At 71.4% G+C, this 16,777-nt stretch carries 18 protein-coding genes; 10 read left to right on the top strand and 8 right to left on the bottom strand.

The features are described 5' to 3' along the window. From DEI83_RS09755 to DEI83_RS15715, 3 genes are all read left to right on the top strand, one after another. Window positions 1-780, top strand: a complete 780-nt coding sequence (locus DEI83_RS09755; protein ID WP_111081827.1) for an SDR family oxidoreductase — start codon at window positions 1-3, stop codon at window positions 778-780. Between the two features lie 42 nt (window positions 781-822). After that, a complete protein-coding gene (locus DEI83_RS09760) occupies window positions 823-1,722 on the top strand; it encodes a VOC family protein (protein WP_111081765.1) in 900 nt (299 codons plus the stop codon). A gap of 190 nt (window positions 1,723-1,912) precedes the next feature. After that, a complete protein-coding gene (locus DEI83_RS15715) occupies window positions 1,913-2,302 on the top strand; it encodes a hypothetical protein (protein ID WP_146243288.1) in 390 nt (129 codons plus the stop codon). Window positions 2,303-2,475: 173 nt separating this feature from the next. Here DEI83_RS15715 and DEI83_RS09775 read toward each other — a convergent pair whose 3' ends face one another. Both DEI83_RS09775 and DEI83_RS15930 read right to left on the bottom strand, forming a co-directional pair. Beyond that, on the bottom strand, window positions 2,476-2,766 hold the full coding sequence (locus DEI83_RS09775) for a hypothetical protein (RefSeq protein WP_146243289.1): 291 nt from the start codon (window positions 2,764-2,766) through the stop codon (window positions 2,476-2,478). Window positions 2,767-2,798: 32 nt separating this feature from the next. Continuing rightward, the gene (locus DEI83_RS15930) at window positions 2,799-2,948 is read right to left on the bottom strand and encodes a hypothetical protein (protein ID WP_181431156.1); all 150 of its coding nucleotides are present in this window, start codon (window positions 2,946-2,948) and stop codon (window positions 2,799-2,801) included. Window positions 2,949-3,188: 240 nt separating this feature from the next. On the opposite strand from DEI83_RS15930, the gene DEI83_RS09780 reads away from it, so the two are divergent. Then, window positions 3,189-3,755: a GNAT family N-acetyltransferase gene (locus tag DEI83_RS09780; RefSeq protein WP_181431157.1), complete on the top strand. Its 567-nt coding sequence runs from the start codon at window positions 3,189-3,191 to the stop codon at window positions 3,753-3,755. Window positions 3,756-3,975: 220 nt separating this feature from the next. Here the strand turns inward: DEI83_RS09780 and DEI83_RS09785 are convergent, their stop codons facing one another. Beyond that, window positions 3,976-5,478: a catalase gene (locus DEI83_RS09785; protein ID WP_111081770.1), complete on the bottom strand. Its 1,503-nt coding sequence runs from the start codon at window positions 5,476-5,478 to the stop codon at window positions 3,976-3,978. Window positions 5,479-5,601: 123 nt separating this feature from the next. Beyond that, on the bottom strand, window positions 5,602-6,090 hold the full coding sequence (locus DEI83_RS09790; RefSeq protein ID WP_111081771.1) for a Fur family transcriptional regulator: 489 nt from the start codon (window positions 6,088-6,090) through the stop codon (window positions 5,602-5,604). Window positions 6,091-6,254: 164 nt separating this feature from the next. Here DEI83_RS09790 and DEI83_RS09795 point away from each other — a divergent pair, with 164 nt between their 5' ends. Beyond that, window positions 6,255-7,625: an acyltransferase gene (locus DEI83_RS09795; protein ID WP_111081772.1), complete on the top strand. Its 1,371-nt coding sequence runs from the start codon at window positions 6,255-6,257 to the stop codon at window positions 7,623-7,625. Between the two features lie 192 nt (window positions 7,626-7,817). Here the strand turns inward: DEI83_RS09795 and DEI83_RS09800 are convergent, their stop codons facing one another. Both DEI83_RS09800 and DEI83_RS09805 read right to left on the bottom strand, forming a co-directional pair. Then, window positions 7,818-9,470 (bottom strand): DHA2 family efflux MFS transporter permease subunit, encoded by a 1,653-nt coding sequence (locus DEI83_RS09800; RefSeq protein ID WP_375334662.1) that lies wholly within the window; start codon window positions 9,468-9,470, stop codon window positions 7,818-7,820. Continuing rightward, window positions 9,467-10,093 (bottom strand): PadR family transcriptional regulator, encoded by a 627-nt coding sequence (locus DEI83_RS09805; RefSeq protein WP_111081773.1) that lies wholly within the window; start codon window positions 10,091-10,093, stop codon window positions 9,467-9,469. Before DEI83_RS09805 ends, DEI83_RS09800 begins: the two co-directional genes overlap by 4 nt. A gap of 160 nt (window positions 10,094-10,253) precedes the next feature. Here DEI83_RS09805 and purS point away from each other — a divergent pair, with 160 nt between their 5' ends. Genes purS through DEI83_RS09825 form a run of 4 tightly spaced genes read left to right on the top strand, consistent with a single transcriptional unit; the run spans window position 10,254 to window position 14,570 of the window. Next, window positions 10,254-10,502, top strand: coding sequence for a phosphoribosylformylglycinamidine synthase subunit PurS (purS, locus tag DEI83_RS09810; protein ID WP_110823495.1), 249 nt, complete (start codon window positions 10,254-10,256; stop codon window positions 10,500-10,502). A gap of 2 nt (window positions 10,503-10,504) precedes the next feature. Next, window positions 10,505-11,200: a phosphoribosylformylglycinamidine synthase subunit PurQ gene (gene purQ, locus DEI83_RS09815; RefSeq protein WP_111074887.1), complete on the top strand. Its 696-nt coding sequence runs from the start codon at window positions 10,505-10,507 to the stop codon at window positions 11,198-11,200. 47 nt (window positions 11,201-11,247) lie between these two features. After that, window positions 11,248-13,629, top strand: coding sequence for a phosphoribosylformylglycinamidine synthase subunit PurL (gene purL, locus DEI83_RS09820; RefSeq protein WP_258371157.1), 2,382 nt, complete (start codon window positions 11,248-11,250; stop codon window positions 13,627-13,629). A 5-nt stretch (window positions 13,630-13,634) separates the two neighbouring features. Next, window positions 13,635-14,570, top strand: coding sequence for a 2-hydroxyacid dehydrogenase (locus tag DEI83_RS09825; RefSeq protein ID WP_111081775.1), 936 nt, complete (start codon window positions 13,635-13,637; stop codon window positions 14,568-14,570). A gap of 51 nt (window positions 14,571-14,621) precedes the next feature. Here the strand turns inward: DEI83_RS09825 and DEI83_RS15935 are convergent, their stop codons facing one another. Next, on the bottom strand, window positions 14,622-15,806 hold the full coding sequence (locus tag DEI83_RS15935) for a beta-propeller fold lactonase family protein (RefSeq protein ID WP_181431158.1): 1,185 nt from the start codon (window positions 15,804-15,806) through the stop codon (window positions 14,622-14,624). After that, window positions 15,803-16,120 (bottom strand): chorismate mutase, encoded by a 318-nt coding sequence (locus DEI83_RS09840; protein ID WP_110823490.1) that lies wholly within the window; start codon window positions 16,118-16,120, stop codon window positions 15,803-15,805. The genes DEI83_RS15935 and DEI83_RS09840 overlap by 4 nt, the downstream gene beginning before the upstream one ends. A 78-nt stretch (window positions 16,121-16,198) precedes the next feature. Here DEI83_RS09840 and DEI83_RS09845 point away from each other — a divergent pair, with 78 nt between their 5' ends. Then, window positions 16,199-16,603: a DUF1304 domain-containing protein gene (locus tag DEI83_RS09845; RefSeq protein ID WP_220034282.1), complete on the top strand. Its 405-nt coding sequence runs from the start codon at window positions 16,199-16,201 to the stop codon at window positions 16,601-16,603. Window positions 16,604-16,777: the final 174 nt, after the last annotated feature.

Consider the following 16,777-nt stretch of genomic DNA (forward strand, 5'->3'; position numbering starts at 1 on the left):
ATGACCGACCGCAGACCACTCGCCCTGGTGACCGGGGTGGGCCGACGGGCCGGCATCGGTGCCGCGATCGCGATCCGGCTCGCCACCGACGGCTGGGACCTCGCCATCAGCTGGTGGGGGCCGTACGACGAGCGGGTGCACGGGGGTGCCGACCCGGAGGGGGTGGACGCGGTCGTCGCGGAGTGTGTGGCGGCGGGGGCCGCCGTGACGCGCCTCCCGGTCGACCTGGCCGACCCGGAGCAGGCGGCCGCGCTCGTCAGCCGCGCCGAGGCCGAAGCCGGTGCGCCCGTGGCGACCGTCGTCATGTCGCACTGCGAGTCGGTGGACTCCGACTTCGCGACGACGACCGTCGAGTCGTTCGACAAGCACCTGGCCGTGAACGTCCGCGCCCCGTTCCTCGTCGTCCAGGCGTACGCGAGGCGACTGCGCGAGGGAGCCGACGCGCCGCTCGACCGGCGCCGGGTGATCGCGCTGACGAGCGACCACGTCGGGTTCAACCTGCCGTACGGCACGAGCAAGGGTGCGCTCGACCGGCTGATCGTCGGCGCGGCGATCGAACTCGGGGACGTGCGGGTCAGCGCGAACACCATCAACCCGGGGCCGAACGACACGGGATGGATGACGGACGAGATCCGGCAGGCGGCCGTCGACCAGACTCCGCTCGGCCGGCCGTCGATGCCCACGGACACGGCGGCGCTCGTCGGGTTCCTCTGCGGGCCGGACGGCGGGTGGGTGAACGGACAACTGCTCAAGACGGACGGGGGCTTCAGCGCGAAGTGACAACTCGTTGACGTGTCACCGAAGCGGGCGCAGACTGAGGGCATGCACTCGCAGGACCTCCTCGCCGCGGACACCGGGGTGGGCGCCGTCACGCTCCGGGTCGCCGACCTCGACGCCATGACGGCGTACTACCGGGACGGCGTCCGGCTGACGGTGCTCGCGCAGGAGGGCGGTCGGGTGGTGCTCGGGCGCCCGGCGGCCGGGGACGCCGCGGGAGGGCTCACCGTGCCGGTCCTGGTCCTCGAGCACGAGCCGTCGCTCCGGAACGCCAGCCCGGGGCAGGCCGGTCTGTTCCACACCGCCGTGCTCTTCGACACCCAGGCTGACCTCGCCGCGGCGCTGTACTCCGTCGCCACCGGCTACCCGCAGTCCTTCACCGGCAGCGCCGACCACCTGGTCAGCAACGCGTTCTACTTCTCCGATCCGGAGGGCAACGGCGTCGAGTTGTACTGGGACCGCGACCGGACGCAGTGGTCGTGGACGCACGGCTCGGTCGACATGGACACCGTGTACCTCGACCCGAACGCCTTCCTGCAGGAGCACCTGACGGCCGAGGCGCTGGAGCACGCAGGTTCCCGGCCGGGTCGCGTCGGCCACGTGCACCTGTCGGTCGGGGACCTCGCCGCCGCGAAGGCGTTCTACGTCGACACGCTCGGCTTCGCCACGACCGCGGCGATGGGCGGGGAGGCACTGTTCGTCAGCGCCGGCGGGTACCACCACCACATGGCGATGAACACGTGGAACTCGCGCGGAGCCGGACGCCGACAGCTCGCCCTCGGGCTGGGCCTCGTGCGCATCGAGGTGCCGGCCGCCGACGACCTCGGCGCGCTCACCGCGCGCATGCGGGACGCCGGCGTGCAAACCGCGGACGACGGCCGGACGGTCGCGTTCGAGGACCCCTGGGCGAACCGCATCGAGGTGACCACCGCCGGTCGCGGGTGAGTCGGCGGGCGCGAGCTGCGGCTCCCGGCTGGGGGCGCGCGTGGTCCGTCCGGGTGCGCGGCCGGCGGGCTGGGTCGCGATCACGGCCGGGAGGCTCGTGTCGGCGTCCCGAGCCCGCTCGCGTCAGCGTCCCGAGCCCGCTCGCGTCAGCGTCCCGAGCCCGCTCGCGTCAGCGGGTGCGGAAGTAGCGGTGCAGCGCCCGCTCGCGGACGAGCGGGACGGCCGCCGCACCTCCTGTTACCGCTCCGACGAGTCCGAGCCCGCAGAGGAGCGCGGCGCCCTCGACGACGGGCAATCCGTCACCGAACGGGAGGCCCCGGACCAGCACCACGGACACGGCGAGCGCCAGGACGGCGCCGATCGCACCCCACACGAGGTGAACAGCGCGGTCGCCCCGGCCGTGACCTCGTGGGTCGAGATCGAGGTCCCCGGGAGCGCTGAGACCATCATGCCGTCGTCGAGCCTCCGGAGTGCCCCGGCCGCCAGGACGTCCGGCTCCTCCACGAGCGCCGAACATGCCCGGCAGTCGATCCGATCCGCCGCGGTGAAGACCCGGGTCGCCGAACCGGACGCCACCTAATGGGCGGTCCGTCCGCTCGGCGACCGCGACGGTCTCGACCGGGGTCGCCGCCTGCAGGACGGCGGGCGGATCCGTCGGCAGTGCGACGACCGCTCCGACCGCAGCGGCCGCAGCGACGAGGAGGTTGCCGAGACCGATGAGCGAGCCGGAGACCGTCGTGCTGCGTTTCCGACTCACGGTTCCCGCCAGAGTCCGAGCATCTCGAGGCGACACTGGACCGCCTCTGGGGACCCGTAGCCCGCTTCAGCCATGCATTCCCGCATCTTGGCTTGCGCATCCGCCAGTTCCTTCGGCGTCACCACACCGTCCTCGAGGATGGCCGGCTCGTAATCGCTGGCGTCTGAGATCGCCGTGGCGAACTCATCTGCCCACGGCCCCGCCCCGAGGAGGGAGATCGGCCCGTCGCTGCCCCGCTCCGTACGCGACGCGCTGCACGCGCTCGCCGTGCTGATGAGAGCGACCACGATCGCAACGACGCACCAGCGACCTCGGCTGATCACGCCGCTCGGATCATGCCGTACTGCGTGATCTGTCCCCAGCACGCCCGAGCCTCTGCCCCCGGTGCCGTCGCTGCGTCGACGGCGACGCCAGCACTCAGGACTGTCCCGACGATCGCGACTCCGAGGATCAGCTTCGAGACCATCATGTTCGTTCCCCTCCATCGCCGCGACCGTCGCAGCGTGATGTGTAATGCATGAGCGTTCTCGGCCTGACGCAAGGGCTCATGCCGAATGTCGAATGGCCGACTTGCGGAGTGATTCTCGGTACTGCTCCACCCACGACCGATCTGCAACGTAGAACGACGCGATCCCGGAATGCCACTTCCCGGTACACGACATACGCGGGCGGTCAGTGCACGATGCGGTTCGCCGGGCAGGATGGTCGGATGACTGACGACATCCGGTGGGAGGTGGTCGAGGAGAGCGCGCTGACGCTCACCGACCACGAAGCGATCGCGGCGATGCTGGCGCAGGCCTTCCCGGACTGGTCGCACTGGTACGTCGGCGGCCGGAGCTGGGCGGGGATGCAGCCCGAACGCCGGGTCATCGGGCGGACCGAGGACGGCGTCGTCCTGGCGCACGTCGGCATCCGGCGGATGTTCGTCACGGTCGGCGGCGAGGACGTCCTGGTCGGCGACACCGGCCTGGTCGGCGTCTCGCCGCGACTGCAGGGAACGGGCGTCGGCTGCGAGCTGATGGACCGCGTGCACGACGTCCTCGACGGGCTGCGCGTGCCGTACGGGTTCCTCGGCGCGGGCGAGGACCGGGTCCCCTTCTACGCGCACATGGGCTGGCACGAGTTCCCGGAGGCGGTCGGCACCTTCAGTGCGTTCACGGCGGACGGTGCCGGGGTCGTGGAGACCGAGCAGGGCGGCTGGATGGTCCGACCCGTGACGGCCCGGCTCGAGGACTGGCCGGAGGGCCCGATCCTGCTCAACGGCCAGCAGGTCTGATCGCCCCCCTCCCGACGCGCCCGACCGCGGTCGCCGAGCGGTCAGGAACGGTCGCATCGGACCTCCCGGGACGACAGGCCGTGACTACTCGACGGCACTGCGCGGAACATCCCGACCAGGCGGCGCTCCGCCCAGGGGCACCCGGCGACCGCCGGATCACGGACGGGAGGCGCGGTGCGAGTCCGACTCGCACCGCGCCTCCCGGCAGTTCCAGCGTCGGCTACGCCTCGACGGCGACCTTCTCCGGGTCCTCGTTCGAGCCCGGCGCGCTCGGCACGACCGCGGCGCGCACGCGCGCTCCGAGGTCGGGGTCGACGTTCGTCCAGTAGGCGAAGACGCGCTCGCGGAGGTCGTCGCGCGTCACCTTCGAGACGTGCCCGGCGATGTTGCCGACGAGACGCTCACGGGCGGCGTCGTCGAGGACCTCGCGGTAGAGCGTGCCGGCCTGACCCCAGTCGTCGTCCTCCGGGTGCAGGGTGGCGGCGGAGCGCTGCAGCGCACCGTCGGACTCCCAGCCCGGCGCGTCGTCGGTCGCGTTCGGGTCGGCGTGGGCACCACCGAGCGAGTTCGGCGCGTACACCGGCACCTCGGACTTCTGGAAGTCGAAGCGCATGCCGCCGTCCTTCGAGTACGAGTGGACCTCGTTCTTCGGGGCGTTCACCGGCAGCTGCGCGTGGTTCGTGCCGACGCGGTAGCGGTGGGCGTCCGCGTAGCTGAAGATGCGCGCGAGGAGCATCTTGTCGGGGCTCGCCGCGATGCCGGGCACGAAGTTCGAGGGGGCGAAGGTCGCCTGCTCGATCTGCGCGAAGTAGTTCTCCGGGTTGCGGTTGAGCTCCATCGTGCCGACCTCGATGAGGGGGTAGTCCGCGTGCGGCCACACCTTCGTCAGGTCGAACGGGTTGAAGCGGTACTCCGCGGCGTCGTCGTACGGCATGACCTGCACCTTGAGGGTCCAGCGCGGGAAGTCCTGGCGCTCGATCGCGGCGTGCAGGTCACGGATGTGGAAGTCCGCGTCCTCGCCGGCGATGCGGTCGGCGTCCTCCTGCGTCAGGGTCTTGTGGCCCTGCTCGGTGATGAAGTGGTACTTCACCCAGAAGCGCTCGCCGTCGGCGTTGATCCACTGGTACGTGTGCGAGCCGAAGCCGTCCATGTTGCGCCAGCTGGCGGGCAGGCCGCGGTCACCCATCAGCCAGGTGACCTGGTGCGCCGATTCGGGCGACAGGGTCCAGAAGTCCCACTGCATGTCGTGGTCGCGCAGGTGGGAGCCCGGCAGGCGCTTCTGCGAGCGGATGAAGTCGGGGAACTTGATGCCGTCGCGGAGGAAGAACACGGGGGTGTTGTTGCCGACGAGGTCGTAGTTGCCCTCGCTCGTGTAGAACTTCAGCGCGAAGCCGCGGGGGTCGCGCCAGGTGTCGGGCGAGCCCTGCTCACCGGCGACGCTCGAGAACCGCGCGAGCATCTCGGTGGTCTGTCCGGGCTGGAGGAACGCGGCGCGCGTGTACTGCGACACGTCGTGGGTGACGGTGAAGGTACCGAAGGCACCACCGCCCTTGGCGTGCACGACGCGCTCCGGGATCCGCTCCCGGTTGAACTGGGCGAGCTTCTCGACCAGGTAGTGGTCGTGCAGCGCGATGGGGCCGTCGGCCCCGACACCCATGGAGTGCTGGTCGCTGGAGACCGGAGCCCCGCTGTTGGTGGTGGTGGGCGTGTTCTGGTCGGACACGGTTCCTCCTCGGTGGAACGGTTGATTCGGTCAGGGTGGCTCGGGTTGGTCTTCTGGGTACGGCGCTGGGCAGGGCACAGCGGACGTCCCGGGTTTGCCGGGAGGCCCGTGCTGCGCAGGCGCTCAGCTCGCGCTGGGTGCGACGGCGGTGGCGCTGGGCGCGACGGCGGACGCGGCAGCCTCCGCCGTGTCGTCACGCTCGGCAGCGGCGCACTGCGCGCAGATGCCCCAGTAGGTGACCTCGGCGGTGGTGACCGCGAAGCCGTGGGTCTCGGACGGGGTCAGGCACGGCGCGTGGCCGACGGCGCAGTCCACGTCACCGATGGCGCCGCACATGGTGCAGACGATGTGGTGGTGGTTGTCCCCGGTGCGGCGCTCGTACCGTGCCGGGCTGCCGGCGGGTTCGATACGGCGGACGAGCCCGGCGCCGGTCAAGGCGTTCAGCACGCCGTAGACCGCCTGGTGGCTCGTGGTCGGGAGTTCGGCCGCGAGCGCACTGACGAGGTCGTCGGCCGTGGTGTGCGGCGACGACTCGATCGCGCGGAGTGCCGCGAGCCTCGGCGCGGTGACCCGGAGTCCGGCCCCGCGGAGGAGTTCGGTGTCGTCGACCATGCGGAGCCCTTCTCTTGCAGCGTTCAAGACAACGCTCACTGTACACGGCCGGCCCGTCCCCGCGGCCACGACACGTACGCGGTGCGGAATACGATGTGTCACGATCCGGTCGCGATCAGCTGAGCATCGCTCGGGACGGTAGGAACGGCCGGTAGCGTCCAGCCATGTCCATGCAGCAGGCCGACGCAGCGTCGGCGAACACCGCTCAGGACGTCCGGGGGACCATCGCGCAGCGGGACCTGGTCGTCGACCTCATCCGGACGGCCTGCGTCGTCATCGTCGTCGTCGTGCACGTCACGATGGTCGGCGTCGCGTCCGATGCCGCCGGGATCCGGGTGACGAGCCCCCTGCAGCAGCTGCCCTGGTACGTCGGCGCGACCTGGATCGGTCAGGTGATGCCGCTGTTCTTCGTGGTGGGCGGGTTCGCGAGCGCCATGGGATGGCGCAGCACCGTCGCCCGCACGGATGCCTCCGGCAGCCCCGCGCGGGACTACGTCGCGACCCGGCTCGTGCGGTTGTTCCGGCCGGCGGTCCCCCTCTTCGTGGTGCTCGCGGTCGGACTCGGCGTCGCCACGGCCGTCAGCACCCCGGCCGAGCTGCTCGACGAACTCGCGTTCGGCATCGGGTCCCCGCTCTGGTTCCTCGCCGCGTACGGCATCACGCAGTGCTGCGTCCCCCTCATGGCCCGGCTGCACGCACGCGCGCCCTGGTGGACCCTCGTCGTGCTGCTCGTGCTCGCCGCCGTCGTCGACTCGGTCCGCCTGGCGACCGGCGTCGCCGAGGTGGGGCTCCTCAACCTCGGCCCGGTGTGGCTGTTCGCGCAGCAGCTCGGGTTCCTGTGGGTCGACGGCTGGTTCGCCCGGCGGTCGCGCCTGGTGCTGCTCGGGATCGCGGGGTCCGCGTACGGCCTGCTCGTGCCCCTGACCTCCGTCGGCCTCTGGGCCCCGGACATGCTGCAGGACCTCAACCCGCCGATGCTCCCGCTGGCGTTCCTCGCCGTCGGGCAGGCCTGTCTCGTGCAGGTCGTGCACGCGCCGCTGACGAGGCTCATGCAGGCCCGTCCCGCGCAGGCCGTCGTGTTCCTGCTCGGTCGGGACGGCATGGCGATCTACCTCTGGCACCTGCCGCTGTTCATCCTGCTCAACGGGATCGGCCTGCTCGTCGGGCTGCCCTTCCCCGAGCCCGGCTCCGGGACGTGGTGGGCGACGCGGGTGCTCGCGGTCGTGGTGCTCCTCGCGACGGCGCTCGGCGTGGCGCGGGCGGTCCGCCGCTCCGACCGGCCGCTCCCCCGCCTGGCTCCGGGGTCCGACCGCCCGACCTGGCCGGTCCTCGCGGTCGCAGCCATCTGCACGATCGGCCCGGCCTTCGCGGTCATGCAACTGCACCTGTCGTTCCCGATCGCGCTCGTCGGTGCCGTCCTGATCCCGGCGGGTGTGTGGCTGCTGACGCGCACGGTGCCGACCCGGGGCGTGGCGACCGTGTCCGGGTCCTCGTCCACCGGAGTCGGGCCGGGCCTCCCGTCCCGAGAGCACTGACGCCCACCGCGGTCTCCGGGACGACGAGCCCGGCCGGCAGCTGCCGGACGGTGAGCCGGGAGCGGCGGCGGGCGTTGCTCGGCACGGCGGACACGACGCGAGCCCCGGCCCCTCGAGCGAGGGACCGGGGCTCGCGGTCCGTGACCGGCGTGGCCGGCGACCGACGGCCGGCGGCCAGCGGAACGGGGGCGACTACGCGCCGACGTGCCTGCCGTGGTGGTCGTCGGCGGCGGGCTCGTCCGCGGCGGTCGCCGGGGCCGGTGCGGAGGCGTGCGCGCCGACGTGCTCGTGCGCACCGGCACCTGCCTGATCGGCGCCGGCCTGCTCCCCGTCCGGCTGGGTGGCGACGGACCCGGTCTGCTTCCACGCCACGGTCTGCTTCGGCTTGGTCAGGAACAGGGCCGCGACGATCGCCGCGATGAGCACGACGGCCGGCAGGACCAACGACTGGCCCATCGCCCGCGAGAACGGGTCGAGCAGGAAGCCCGGCAGCGACCCCGTCTGCTCGGCGCTGATCCCGGACCCACCGGACTGGCTCGGGAACTCCGCGCGGATACGGGCCTCCATGAGGGCGGCGATGCCGGCGGAGCCGAGCACGGCACCGATCTGACGGGTCGTGTTGTAGACGCCCGAGCCGGCGCCGGCGAGACGCGGCGGCAGGTTGCGCGTGGCGGAGACGGAGAGCGGTCCCCACATGCAGGCATTCGCGAGCCCGAGGAGCGCGCTCGGCAGGAGCACCCAACCCCAGTCGGCGTTCGCGGCGATGAGCGCGCCGAACCAGAACAGTCCGCCGGAGAAGCAGGCGAGGCCGAACGATGCGACCCAGCGCGGGTTCCAGATGTTGAGCCGCTTGCCGACGTAGGGCGCGAGCGCGGCCGAGAGGACGGCCTGCGGGACCAGGAGGAGCGCGGCCTGCGTCGGCGAGAACCGGAGCACGTCCTGCGCCCACAGCATGATCGGCAGCGCGAAGGACGCGATGGCGACGCCGACCGCGGTGATCGCGACGTTGGCGAGGGTGAAGTTGCGGTCCGTGAACAGGCCGAGCGGGAGGAGCGGCTCCCCCTTCTGCACGCCCTGCCAGACGACGAACGCGGCGAGGACCACGATGCCGGCGATGATGAGCGACCAGACGGAGATCGGACCGGTGATGGTGCCCCAGTCGTAGGTCTCGCCCTCCTGGATGCCGAAGACGAGCAGGAAGAGCCCGACCGCGGACAGCACGACGCCGAGCAGGTCGAAGCGGTGACGGTTCGTGGCGAAGGACGGCACGAACTTCTGCGCGAGCACGAACGCGACGACGCCGACGGGGACGTTCACGAAGAAGATCCACTCCCAGCCGAAGCCGTCGACGAGCAGGCCGCCGAGGATCGGGCCGACGAGCGAGGCGACACCGGCGACGGCGCCCCACAGGCCCATCGCGGCACCGCGGTTCTGCGGCGGGAAGATGCGGGTGATGACGGCCATCGTCTGCGGGGTCATCATCGCGGCACCGAGGCCCTGCACGACGCGGGCAAGGATGAGCACCTCGATCGAGCCGGCGAGTCCGCACCAGAGGCTGGCGAGGGTGAACACGACGAGGCCGACCTGGTACAGCACCTTCGGGCCGAAGCGGTCACCGAGCCGGCCCGTGATGAGCAGCGGGACGGCGTACGCGAGCAGGTACGCGCTCGTCACCCAGATGACGGCGTTGATGTCGGCGTCGAGGGCCTGGGAGATGGTCGGCGTCGCGACCGAGACGATCGTCGAGTCGACCAGGATCATGAAGAAGCCGACGACGAGCGCCCAGAGCGCTGGCCACGGCTTCTTGCCGTGCTCCAGGTCGGCGACGGTGGAGGCGGATGTCATCGAGTGGTGTCCTTGCTGTTGCTGTTCATCGTGGTGTCTGCGGGGGCGTCGGCTCCGGCGTCCGGACCACCCCAGGGGACGTCGCCGCGCTGGATGCGCTCGACGGTGGTGTGCAACCACTCGATCTGCGCGGTGAGCATGGCACGGACGTACGACACGTCCAGCCAGTAGCGCTCCGGCAGGTCCTTGGCGGTCACGACGCCGAGGATCTCGTCGGTGTCGGCCCGCCTGCCCTCCAGCGCGGCGGCCCGCGCGGTCAGTGCTGCGACCGCCTCGGCGAGCGAGATGTTCTCGATCTCGGCGACGGCCAGGTGGAAGACCGGGTACTCGTCGGCGGGCTCGGCGAGCAGGTGGAGCAGCCCGTCGTGGAGGACCGTCCTGCCCTGGTCCGTGATGGCGTACGTCGTGCGCTCCGGCCGGTTGCCGCCGCGGTCGGTCCCGACGGCCTCGGCCAAGCCCAGGTCGACGAGCCGTCCGACCTGGTGGTAGAGCGTGCCGGGGCGGACCTTGACGTTCCGGGCGTCACGCCGGTGGACCATCGTCTGGAACATCTCGTACGGGTGCGCGGGTCCCTCGTTGAGGAGCCCGAGCGCCGCGTACGCGAGCGGCGTGAGGTCCGGCACCGTGCCTCCGGGAGATGAGTGGCCGTACAGGATGATCGAAGCGGAATGTTCGAGTTGGAATAGTACGTCGCCGAACGGTTCTCCACAAGCGCTGGGGCCGGTCCCGAGCGGCACCTAGACTGTTCTCGTCCCCACCCGACCCCTGTGCTGGAGTGAACACGTGCCAACGATCGTCGTCGAGGTCATGCCGAAGGCCGAGATCCTCGACCCCCAGGGCAAGGCGGTGGGCAACGCCCTCGCCCGCCTCGGCAAGAACGACCTGACCAACGTCCGCATCGGCAAGCGATTCGAGGTGTCGGTCGACGGTCCCGTCGACGACGCCAAGCTCGCCGAGGTCCGCGAGATCGCGGTCGACGTCTTCTCGAACGCCGTCATCGAGGACGTCGTCTCCGTCAGCGTGGTCGAGTGACGATGCGCATCGGCGTCATCACCTTCCCCGGCTCGCTCGACGACCGCGACGCCCAGCGCGCCGTCCGTCTCGCCGGAGCCGAGCCCGTCGCGCTCTGGCACGGCGACCACGACCTGCAGGGTGTCGACGCGATCGTCCTCCCCGGCGGGTTCTCCTACGGCGACTACCTGCGTGCGGGTGCGATCGCCGCCAAGGCCCCGATCATGGCCGAGGTCATCGACGTCGCGGGCAAGGGGATGCCGGTCCTCGGCATCTGCAACGGCTTCCAGATGCTGGCCGAGGCCCGTCTGGTCCCCGGAGCACACACCCGGAACGCCCACCAGCAGTTCATCCGGCGCGACCAGGTGCTCCGTGTCGAGAACGCCGACACCGCCTGGACCTCCGGCTTCGACGCGCAGCAGGAGATCACCATCCCGCTGAAGAACGCCGACGGCCGGTTCGTCGCCGACGCGGACGAGATCAAGCGCATCGAGGACAACGGCCAGGTCGTGTTCCGCTACGTCGGCGTCAACCCGAACGGGTCGATCGACGACATCGCCGGTGTCTCGAACGAGCGCGGCAACGTCGTCGGCCTCATGCCGCACCCCGAGCACGCCACGGAGCCCGGGTTCGGCCCGGACACCCGCGCTGCCATGGCCTCCGGCACGGACGGCCTCACCTTCTTCACCTCCGTGATCGAGCGCGCGCTCGTCAAGTGACCGCGACTCCAGCGCCCGCGACTCCAGTGACAGGGAACGACAACACCGTGACCACGCCCGTCCGCCCGAAGCCCGACACCGTCCAGGACGCCGCCGAGACGCCCGACAAGGAGCAGCCGTACGCGGCACTCGGGCTCAAGGCCGACGAGTACGCCAAGATCCGCGAGATCCTCGGCCGCCGACCCACCTCGGGCGAGCTCGCGATGTACTCCGTCATGTGGTCGGAGCACTGCTCGTACAAGTCGAGCAAGAACTACCTCCGGCAGTTCGGCCAGAAGGTCACGCCGGAGATGAAGAAGAACCTCATGGTCGGCATGGGCGAGAACGCCGGTGTCGTCGACGTGGGCGACGGTTGGGCGGTGACCTTCAAGGTCGAGTCGCACAACCACCCGTCCTACGTCGAGCCGTACCAGGGCGCCGCCACGGGAGTCGGTGGCATCGTCCGCGACATCATCTCGATGGGTGCCCGTCCGGTGGCGGTGATGGACCAGCTGCGCTTCGGTGCGATCGACCACGAGGACACTGCTCGCGTCGTGCACGGGGTCGTCGGTGGCATCTCGTTCTACGGCAACTGCCTCGGCCTGCCGAACATCGGCGGCGAGACCTACTTCGACCCGGTGTACCAGGGCAACCCGCTGGTGAACGCGCTGGCGGTCGGCGTCCTCCGCCACGAGGACCTGCACCTCGCCAACGCCTCCGGCGCGGGCAACAAGGTCGTGCTCTTCGGTGCCCGCACGGGTGGCGACGGCATCGGCGGTGCGTCGATCCTGGCGTCCGACACCTTCACCGAGGGCGGCCCGACCAAGCGCCCGGCCGTCCAGGTGGGTGACCCGTTCGCCGAGAAGGTCCTCATCGAGTGCTGCCTCGAGCTCTTCCAGAAGGAGCTCGTCGAGGGCATCCAGGACCTCGGCGCCGCGGGCATCTCCTGCGCGACGAGCGAGCTCGCGAGCAACGGAGACGGTGGGATGCACATCTCCCTCGACGACGTCCTGCTGCGCGACCCGTCGCTCACGGCAGAGGAGATCCTCATGTCGGAGAGCCAGGAGCGCATGATGGCGGTCGTCCGCCCCGAGAAGCTCGACGCGTTCCTCGCGGTCGTCGGCAAGTGGGAGGTCGAGACCAGCGTCCTCGGCGAGGTCACCGGTACCGGCCGCCTCGTCATCGACTGGCAGGGCCAGGAGATCGTCAACGTCGACCCCCGCACCGTCGCGGTCGACGGCCCCGTGTACGAGCGCCCCGTCGCCTACCCGACGTGGATCGACGCGCTGCAGGCCGACGGCGCCGAGTCGCTCGACCGTCCGGAGACGGGCCCCGCGCTCAAGGCGCAGTTCCTGCAGCTGCTCGGGTCCCCGAACCTGTCGGACAAGCGCTGGGTCACGAACCAGTACGACACGTACGTGCTCGGCAACACCGCGCTCGCCTTCCCCGACGACGGCGGCATGATCCGCGTCGACGAGGAGACCGGCCTGGGCGTCGCCATCGCGACGGACGCCAACGGCCGGTACTGCCAGCTCGACCCGAAGCAGGGCGCTCGCCTCGCCCTGGCCGAGGCCTACCGCAACGTCGCCGTCACCGGCGCCGTCCCCGCCGCGGTGACCGACTGCCTGAACTTCGGGTCGCCGGAGAACCCCGAGGTTATGTGGCAGTTCTCGGAGGCCGTCGAAGGCCTCGCGGACGGCTGCATGGAACTCGGCATCCCGGTCACCGGTGGCAACGTGTCGTTCTACAACCAGACCGGTGACACCCCGATCCACCCGACGCCCGTCGTCGGTGTGCTCGGCGTGATCGACGACGTCGCCAAGCGCATCCCCTCGGGCTGGCAGGACGACGGCCACAACATCTACCTGCTCGGCACGACGAGCCTCGAGCTCGACGGCTCGGCGTGGGCCGGCACCGTGCACGGGCACCTCGGCGGACGCCCGCCGGCGGTGGATCTGCAGCGTGAGAAGGCACTGGCGGAGCTCATCGCCGCCGCTGCCGACGAGCAGCTGCTGACGAGCGCGCACGACCTGGCGGACGGCGGCCTCGGCCAGACCCTCGCCGAGTCGGTCCTGCGTTTCGGGCTCGGCGCCCGCGTCGTGCTCGACGAGCTCGAGTCCCGTGACGGCGTGGACACCGCGACCGCGCTGTTCTCGGAGTCGACCGGTCGCGTGATCGTGACCGTCCGCCGCGAGGACGACGTCCGCTTCCAGGGCCTGTGCAACGGTCGGGGCTACCCGGTCCTGCGCATCGGCGTGACGGATGCGGCGTCGGGCTCCCTCGAGGTCCAGGGTGCGTTCGAGGCGACGATCGACGAGCTCCGCGGTGCCCACGGCGCCACGCTGCCGTCGCACTTCGGTGACGTCATCCAGGAGAACGTGACCGAGGGCTACATCGGTCGTGGGCCGCTCGACGACCACGGCGCGTTCTCGCCCCGCACGGACGCCTGAGCACGGTGCCGATCGTCACGCTGCCCTTCCAGGAACTGGTCGACCGGTTCGGCCCGGTGCCGGACGGCATCGAACTCGACGTCTGGGACGTCGAAGCGCCGCACCCCCGGGCCGATGAGGTCGCCATCGCCTTCCTGCCGTTCTACTTCGGCGGACGGCACCGGTGGCAGTACGTGCACGACCTGCCGAACCTCGAGCTGCTGCAGCTGCCGAGCGCCGGGTACGAGTGGGCGATCCCGCACGTGCCCGGCCACGCGCACCTGGCGAACGGCCGGGGCATCCACGACGACGAGACGGCCGAACTGGCGGTCGGTCTCGCACTGACGTCCCTCCGCGAGATCTCGGCGTTCCAGTTCGACCGGACCGAGCAGCGATGGGACTCGCGCGAGACCCGTTCCCTGGCCGACCGTCGGGTGACCGTGGTCGGCTACGGTGCGATCGGCTCGGCCATCGCGACACGGTTCGAGGCGTTCCGCACCGAGGTGACCGTGGTGGCCCGGACCGCACGGGAGCAGGACGGCCGGCAGGTGCACGCGTTCGGTGACCTGCCCGAGCTCGCCCGCACCACCGACGTACTCGTGCTCATCACGCCGCTCACCGACGAGACCGAGGGACTGGTGGACGCGCGGATCCTGGCAGCGCTGCCCGACGGCGCCCTCCTGGTGAACGTGGCGCGCGGCAAGGTCGTGGACACCGACGCCCTGGTCGCCGAGCTGCGGTCCGGCCGACTGTCGGCGGCGCTCGACGTCACGGACCCGGAGCCCCTGCCCGCCGGTCATGCGCTGTGGACGACGCCGAACACCGTGCTCACGCCGCACGTCGGGGGCAACACGGACCTCAGCGTGCCGCGATCGCTCGACCTGGTGCGCCGGCAGGTGTCGGCGTTCGCCGAGGGTCGGCCGTTCGAGAACCTCGTCGAGGTCCCGGTCCACCAGGCCTGACCGGGGTGAACCCCGGTCGGGGCTGCTCGGCCTGACCCGCCCGAGCCCGGGTCAGAGCGGCACGATGCAGGTCGGGCTGCCCACGGCGATCTGCGCGACCGCCTCGCCCGGCACGCCGTCGTCGCCGACGGGGAGCACCGCGACGGCGTCCGACATCTGGTTCGCGACGAGCAGGTACCCGGGCACCCGCGCGAAGTGCCGCGGCCACACGCCGCCCGCCGACGCTGCCCCGACGACCCGGAGCCCGCCGTCGGATGCGTCGAGCACCACGATCTGGTCGCGGCCCCGGACCGCGACCGTGACGAGCCCGTGCTCGTCGACCTCGATGTGGCTGAGCAGGGAGGTCTCGACCGGCCCGTCGAAGGCGGCGGCCGTGCAGACCTCACGGAACGACCCCGACCCGTCCCGTCGCATCCGGTACACGTGACCGTCGAGCTCCCCGGCGACGAGCAGGTCCCCGTCGAACCAGGCCATGTGCCGCGGCCCCGCCCCCGGTGCGACGTGGTGCACCCGCAGGGGCTCGATCGACACCGAGGTCGCGTTCGCTGCGACCCGGAACTCGTGCAGGGCGTCGCCCCCGAGGTCGGCGACCAGGACGGTGCCGTCCGGGGTGGCGGTCGACTGGTGCGCGTGTGGGCGGTCCTGACGGTCCTCGTCGGGACCGGTCGCGTCGGGCAGGACCTCGGTCGCGACGGCCGCGTCGGGCAGCACGGCGGACACCCCGGTCCCCCGCCCGGCGACCCCGTGTCCGGCGGCAGTACCGGCGCCGTCAGCCCCGGCCCCGGCCCCGACTGCGGCACCAGGCCCGCCGACGATCCCGTCACTGGCCGACACCGAGGCCGCGTACGACTCGGCCGCCTCGAGCGAGACCGCCGTCACGGTGCCGGAGACGTAGGTCGTGACGACGAGCGCGCCGGCGGGGTCGACCCGGATGTGGCACGGCGCGTCACCACCGGCGGATGCGTCCCAGAGGTGTTCGAGCGACGAACCCGATCGGCGGAAGGCGTGGACCCCGCCGTCGGTGGTCTCGGAGACGGCGTACACGCGGTCCCCCGAGACGGCCAGGAACGACGGGTCGTCCAGCACGGCGACGGTCGACGCGACGAGCGCAGGCCCGTCGGCGCCGGCACCGCTCGACCCGACGATCGAGATGCCGGTCGCGTTCCCCCCGCCGGTGGCCGTGTACGACCCGATGAGCAGGTGCAGCTCGGGCAGGTGCTGCCCCGGCAGGCTCACAGCTCGCCGACCGCGATGCGCTCGTGGTGGTGGATGACCTCCGCGACGATGAAGTTGAGGAACTTCTCGGCGAACGCCGGGTCGAGGTGCGATTCGGCAGCGAGGGACCGCAACCGTGCGACCTGGATCTGCTCGCGTGAGGGGTCGGCTGCCGGCATCCCCGCCGCGGCCTTGAGGTACCCCACCCGCTGTGTGTACTTGAAGCGCTCGGCGAGCATGTGGATCACGGCGGCGTCGATGTTGTCGATGCTCTGCCGGATGCTCTGGAGTTCGGCGACGGCGTCTTCGTCGTTCGTGCTCGGGGCCTCGTTCATGCCCCGAGCCTACTGACCGAGCGCGGACGCGACGAGGGGCGGACCAGAGCACACCTCCACTCCTGAGATGATGGCTGCATGACGGTTCTGCTGGCGATCTCCGGCGTCTTCGCGGTCCTGGCGGGCCTCGTGCACGTGTACATCTTCTTCCTGGAGTCCGTGGCCTGGACGAGTCCCCGCGTCCGCCGCATCTTCGGGATCGCCTCGGACGCCGACGCGCAGGCCACCCGCTCGCTGGCCTTCAACCAGGGCTTCTACAACCTGTTCCTCGCGATCGGCGCGGTCCTCGGTGTCGTGCTGGTGCTGGCGGGCAACGGCGCCACGGGGTGGACCCTCGTCGTCTTCGCCTGCGCGAGCATGCTCGGTGCGGCGGTCGTCCTGGCAGGCACCGGTCGGAAGTACCTGAACTCGGCCTTCGTGCAGGGCTCGTTCCCGCTCATCGCGCTGCTCTTCGCGTTCCTCGCGTCGACGTTCGGCGCCTGACCGCGCGCGGCGGCGCCCCCGCGCCTGCGGTCGCTGGCCCCGGCCACGGCCACGGCCCAACACGAACCGGCTCGAACCGCGTCGTTCCGCGGTTCGAGCCGGTTCTCGTCGTACAGGGCCGGTCGGCGCCAGCAGGGCCAGTCGGCGCCAGCAGGCCGCTCTCCAGCGCCGACC

Origin of the sequence: Curtobacterium sp. MCBD17_021 (genome assembly GCF_003234525.1) — a bacterium.
In the GTDB taxonomy this organism is placed as follows: Bacteria; Actinomycetota; Actinomycetes; order Actinomycetales; family Microbacteriaceae; genus Curtobacterium.

Bases quoted from the DNA above. Each gene is read 5' to 3' on its own strand.
- DEI83_RS09755 (WP_111081827.1), top strand. From the start codon at position 1: ATGACCGACCGCAGACCACTCGCCCTGGTGACCGGGGTGGGCCGACGG.
- DEI83_RS09760 (WP_111081765.1), top strand. From the start codon at position 823: ATGCACTCGCAGGACCTCCTCGCCGCGGACACCGGGGTGGGCGCCGTC.
- DEI83_RS15930 (WP_181431156.1), bottom strand. From the start codon at position 2,948: ATGATGGTCTCGAAGCTGATCCTCGGAGTCGCGATCGTCGGGACAGTC.
- DEI83_RS09780 (WP_181431157.1), top strand. From the start codon at position 3,189: ATGACTGACGACATCCGGTGGGAGGTGGTCGAGGAGAGCGCGCTGACG.
- DEI83_RS09790 (WP_111081771.1), bottom strand. From the start codon at position 6,090: ATGGTCGACGACACCGAACTCCTCCGCGGGGCCGGACTCCGGGTCACC.
- DEI83_RS09795 (WP_111081772.1), top strand. From the start codon at position 6,255: ATGTCCATGCAGCAGGCCGACGCAGCGTCGGCGAACACCGCTCAGGAC.
- DEI83_RS09800 (WP_375334662.1), bottom strand. From the start codon at position 9,470: ATGACATCCGCCTCCACCGTCGCCGACCTGGAGCACGGCAAGAAGCCG.
- purQ (WP_111074887.1), top strand. From the start codon at position 10,505: ATGCGCATCGGCGTCATCACCTTCCCCGGCTCGCTCGACGACCGCGAC.
- DEI83_RS09840 (WP_110823490.1), bottom strand. From the start codon at position 16,120: ATGAACGAGGCCCCGAGCACGAACGACGAAGACGCCGTCGCCGAACTC.
- DEI83_RS09845 (WP_220034282.1), top strand. From the start codon at position 16,199: ATGACGGTTCTGCTGGCGATCTCCGGCGTCTTCGCGGTCCTGGCGGGC.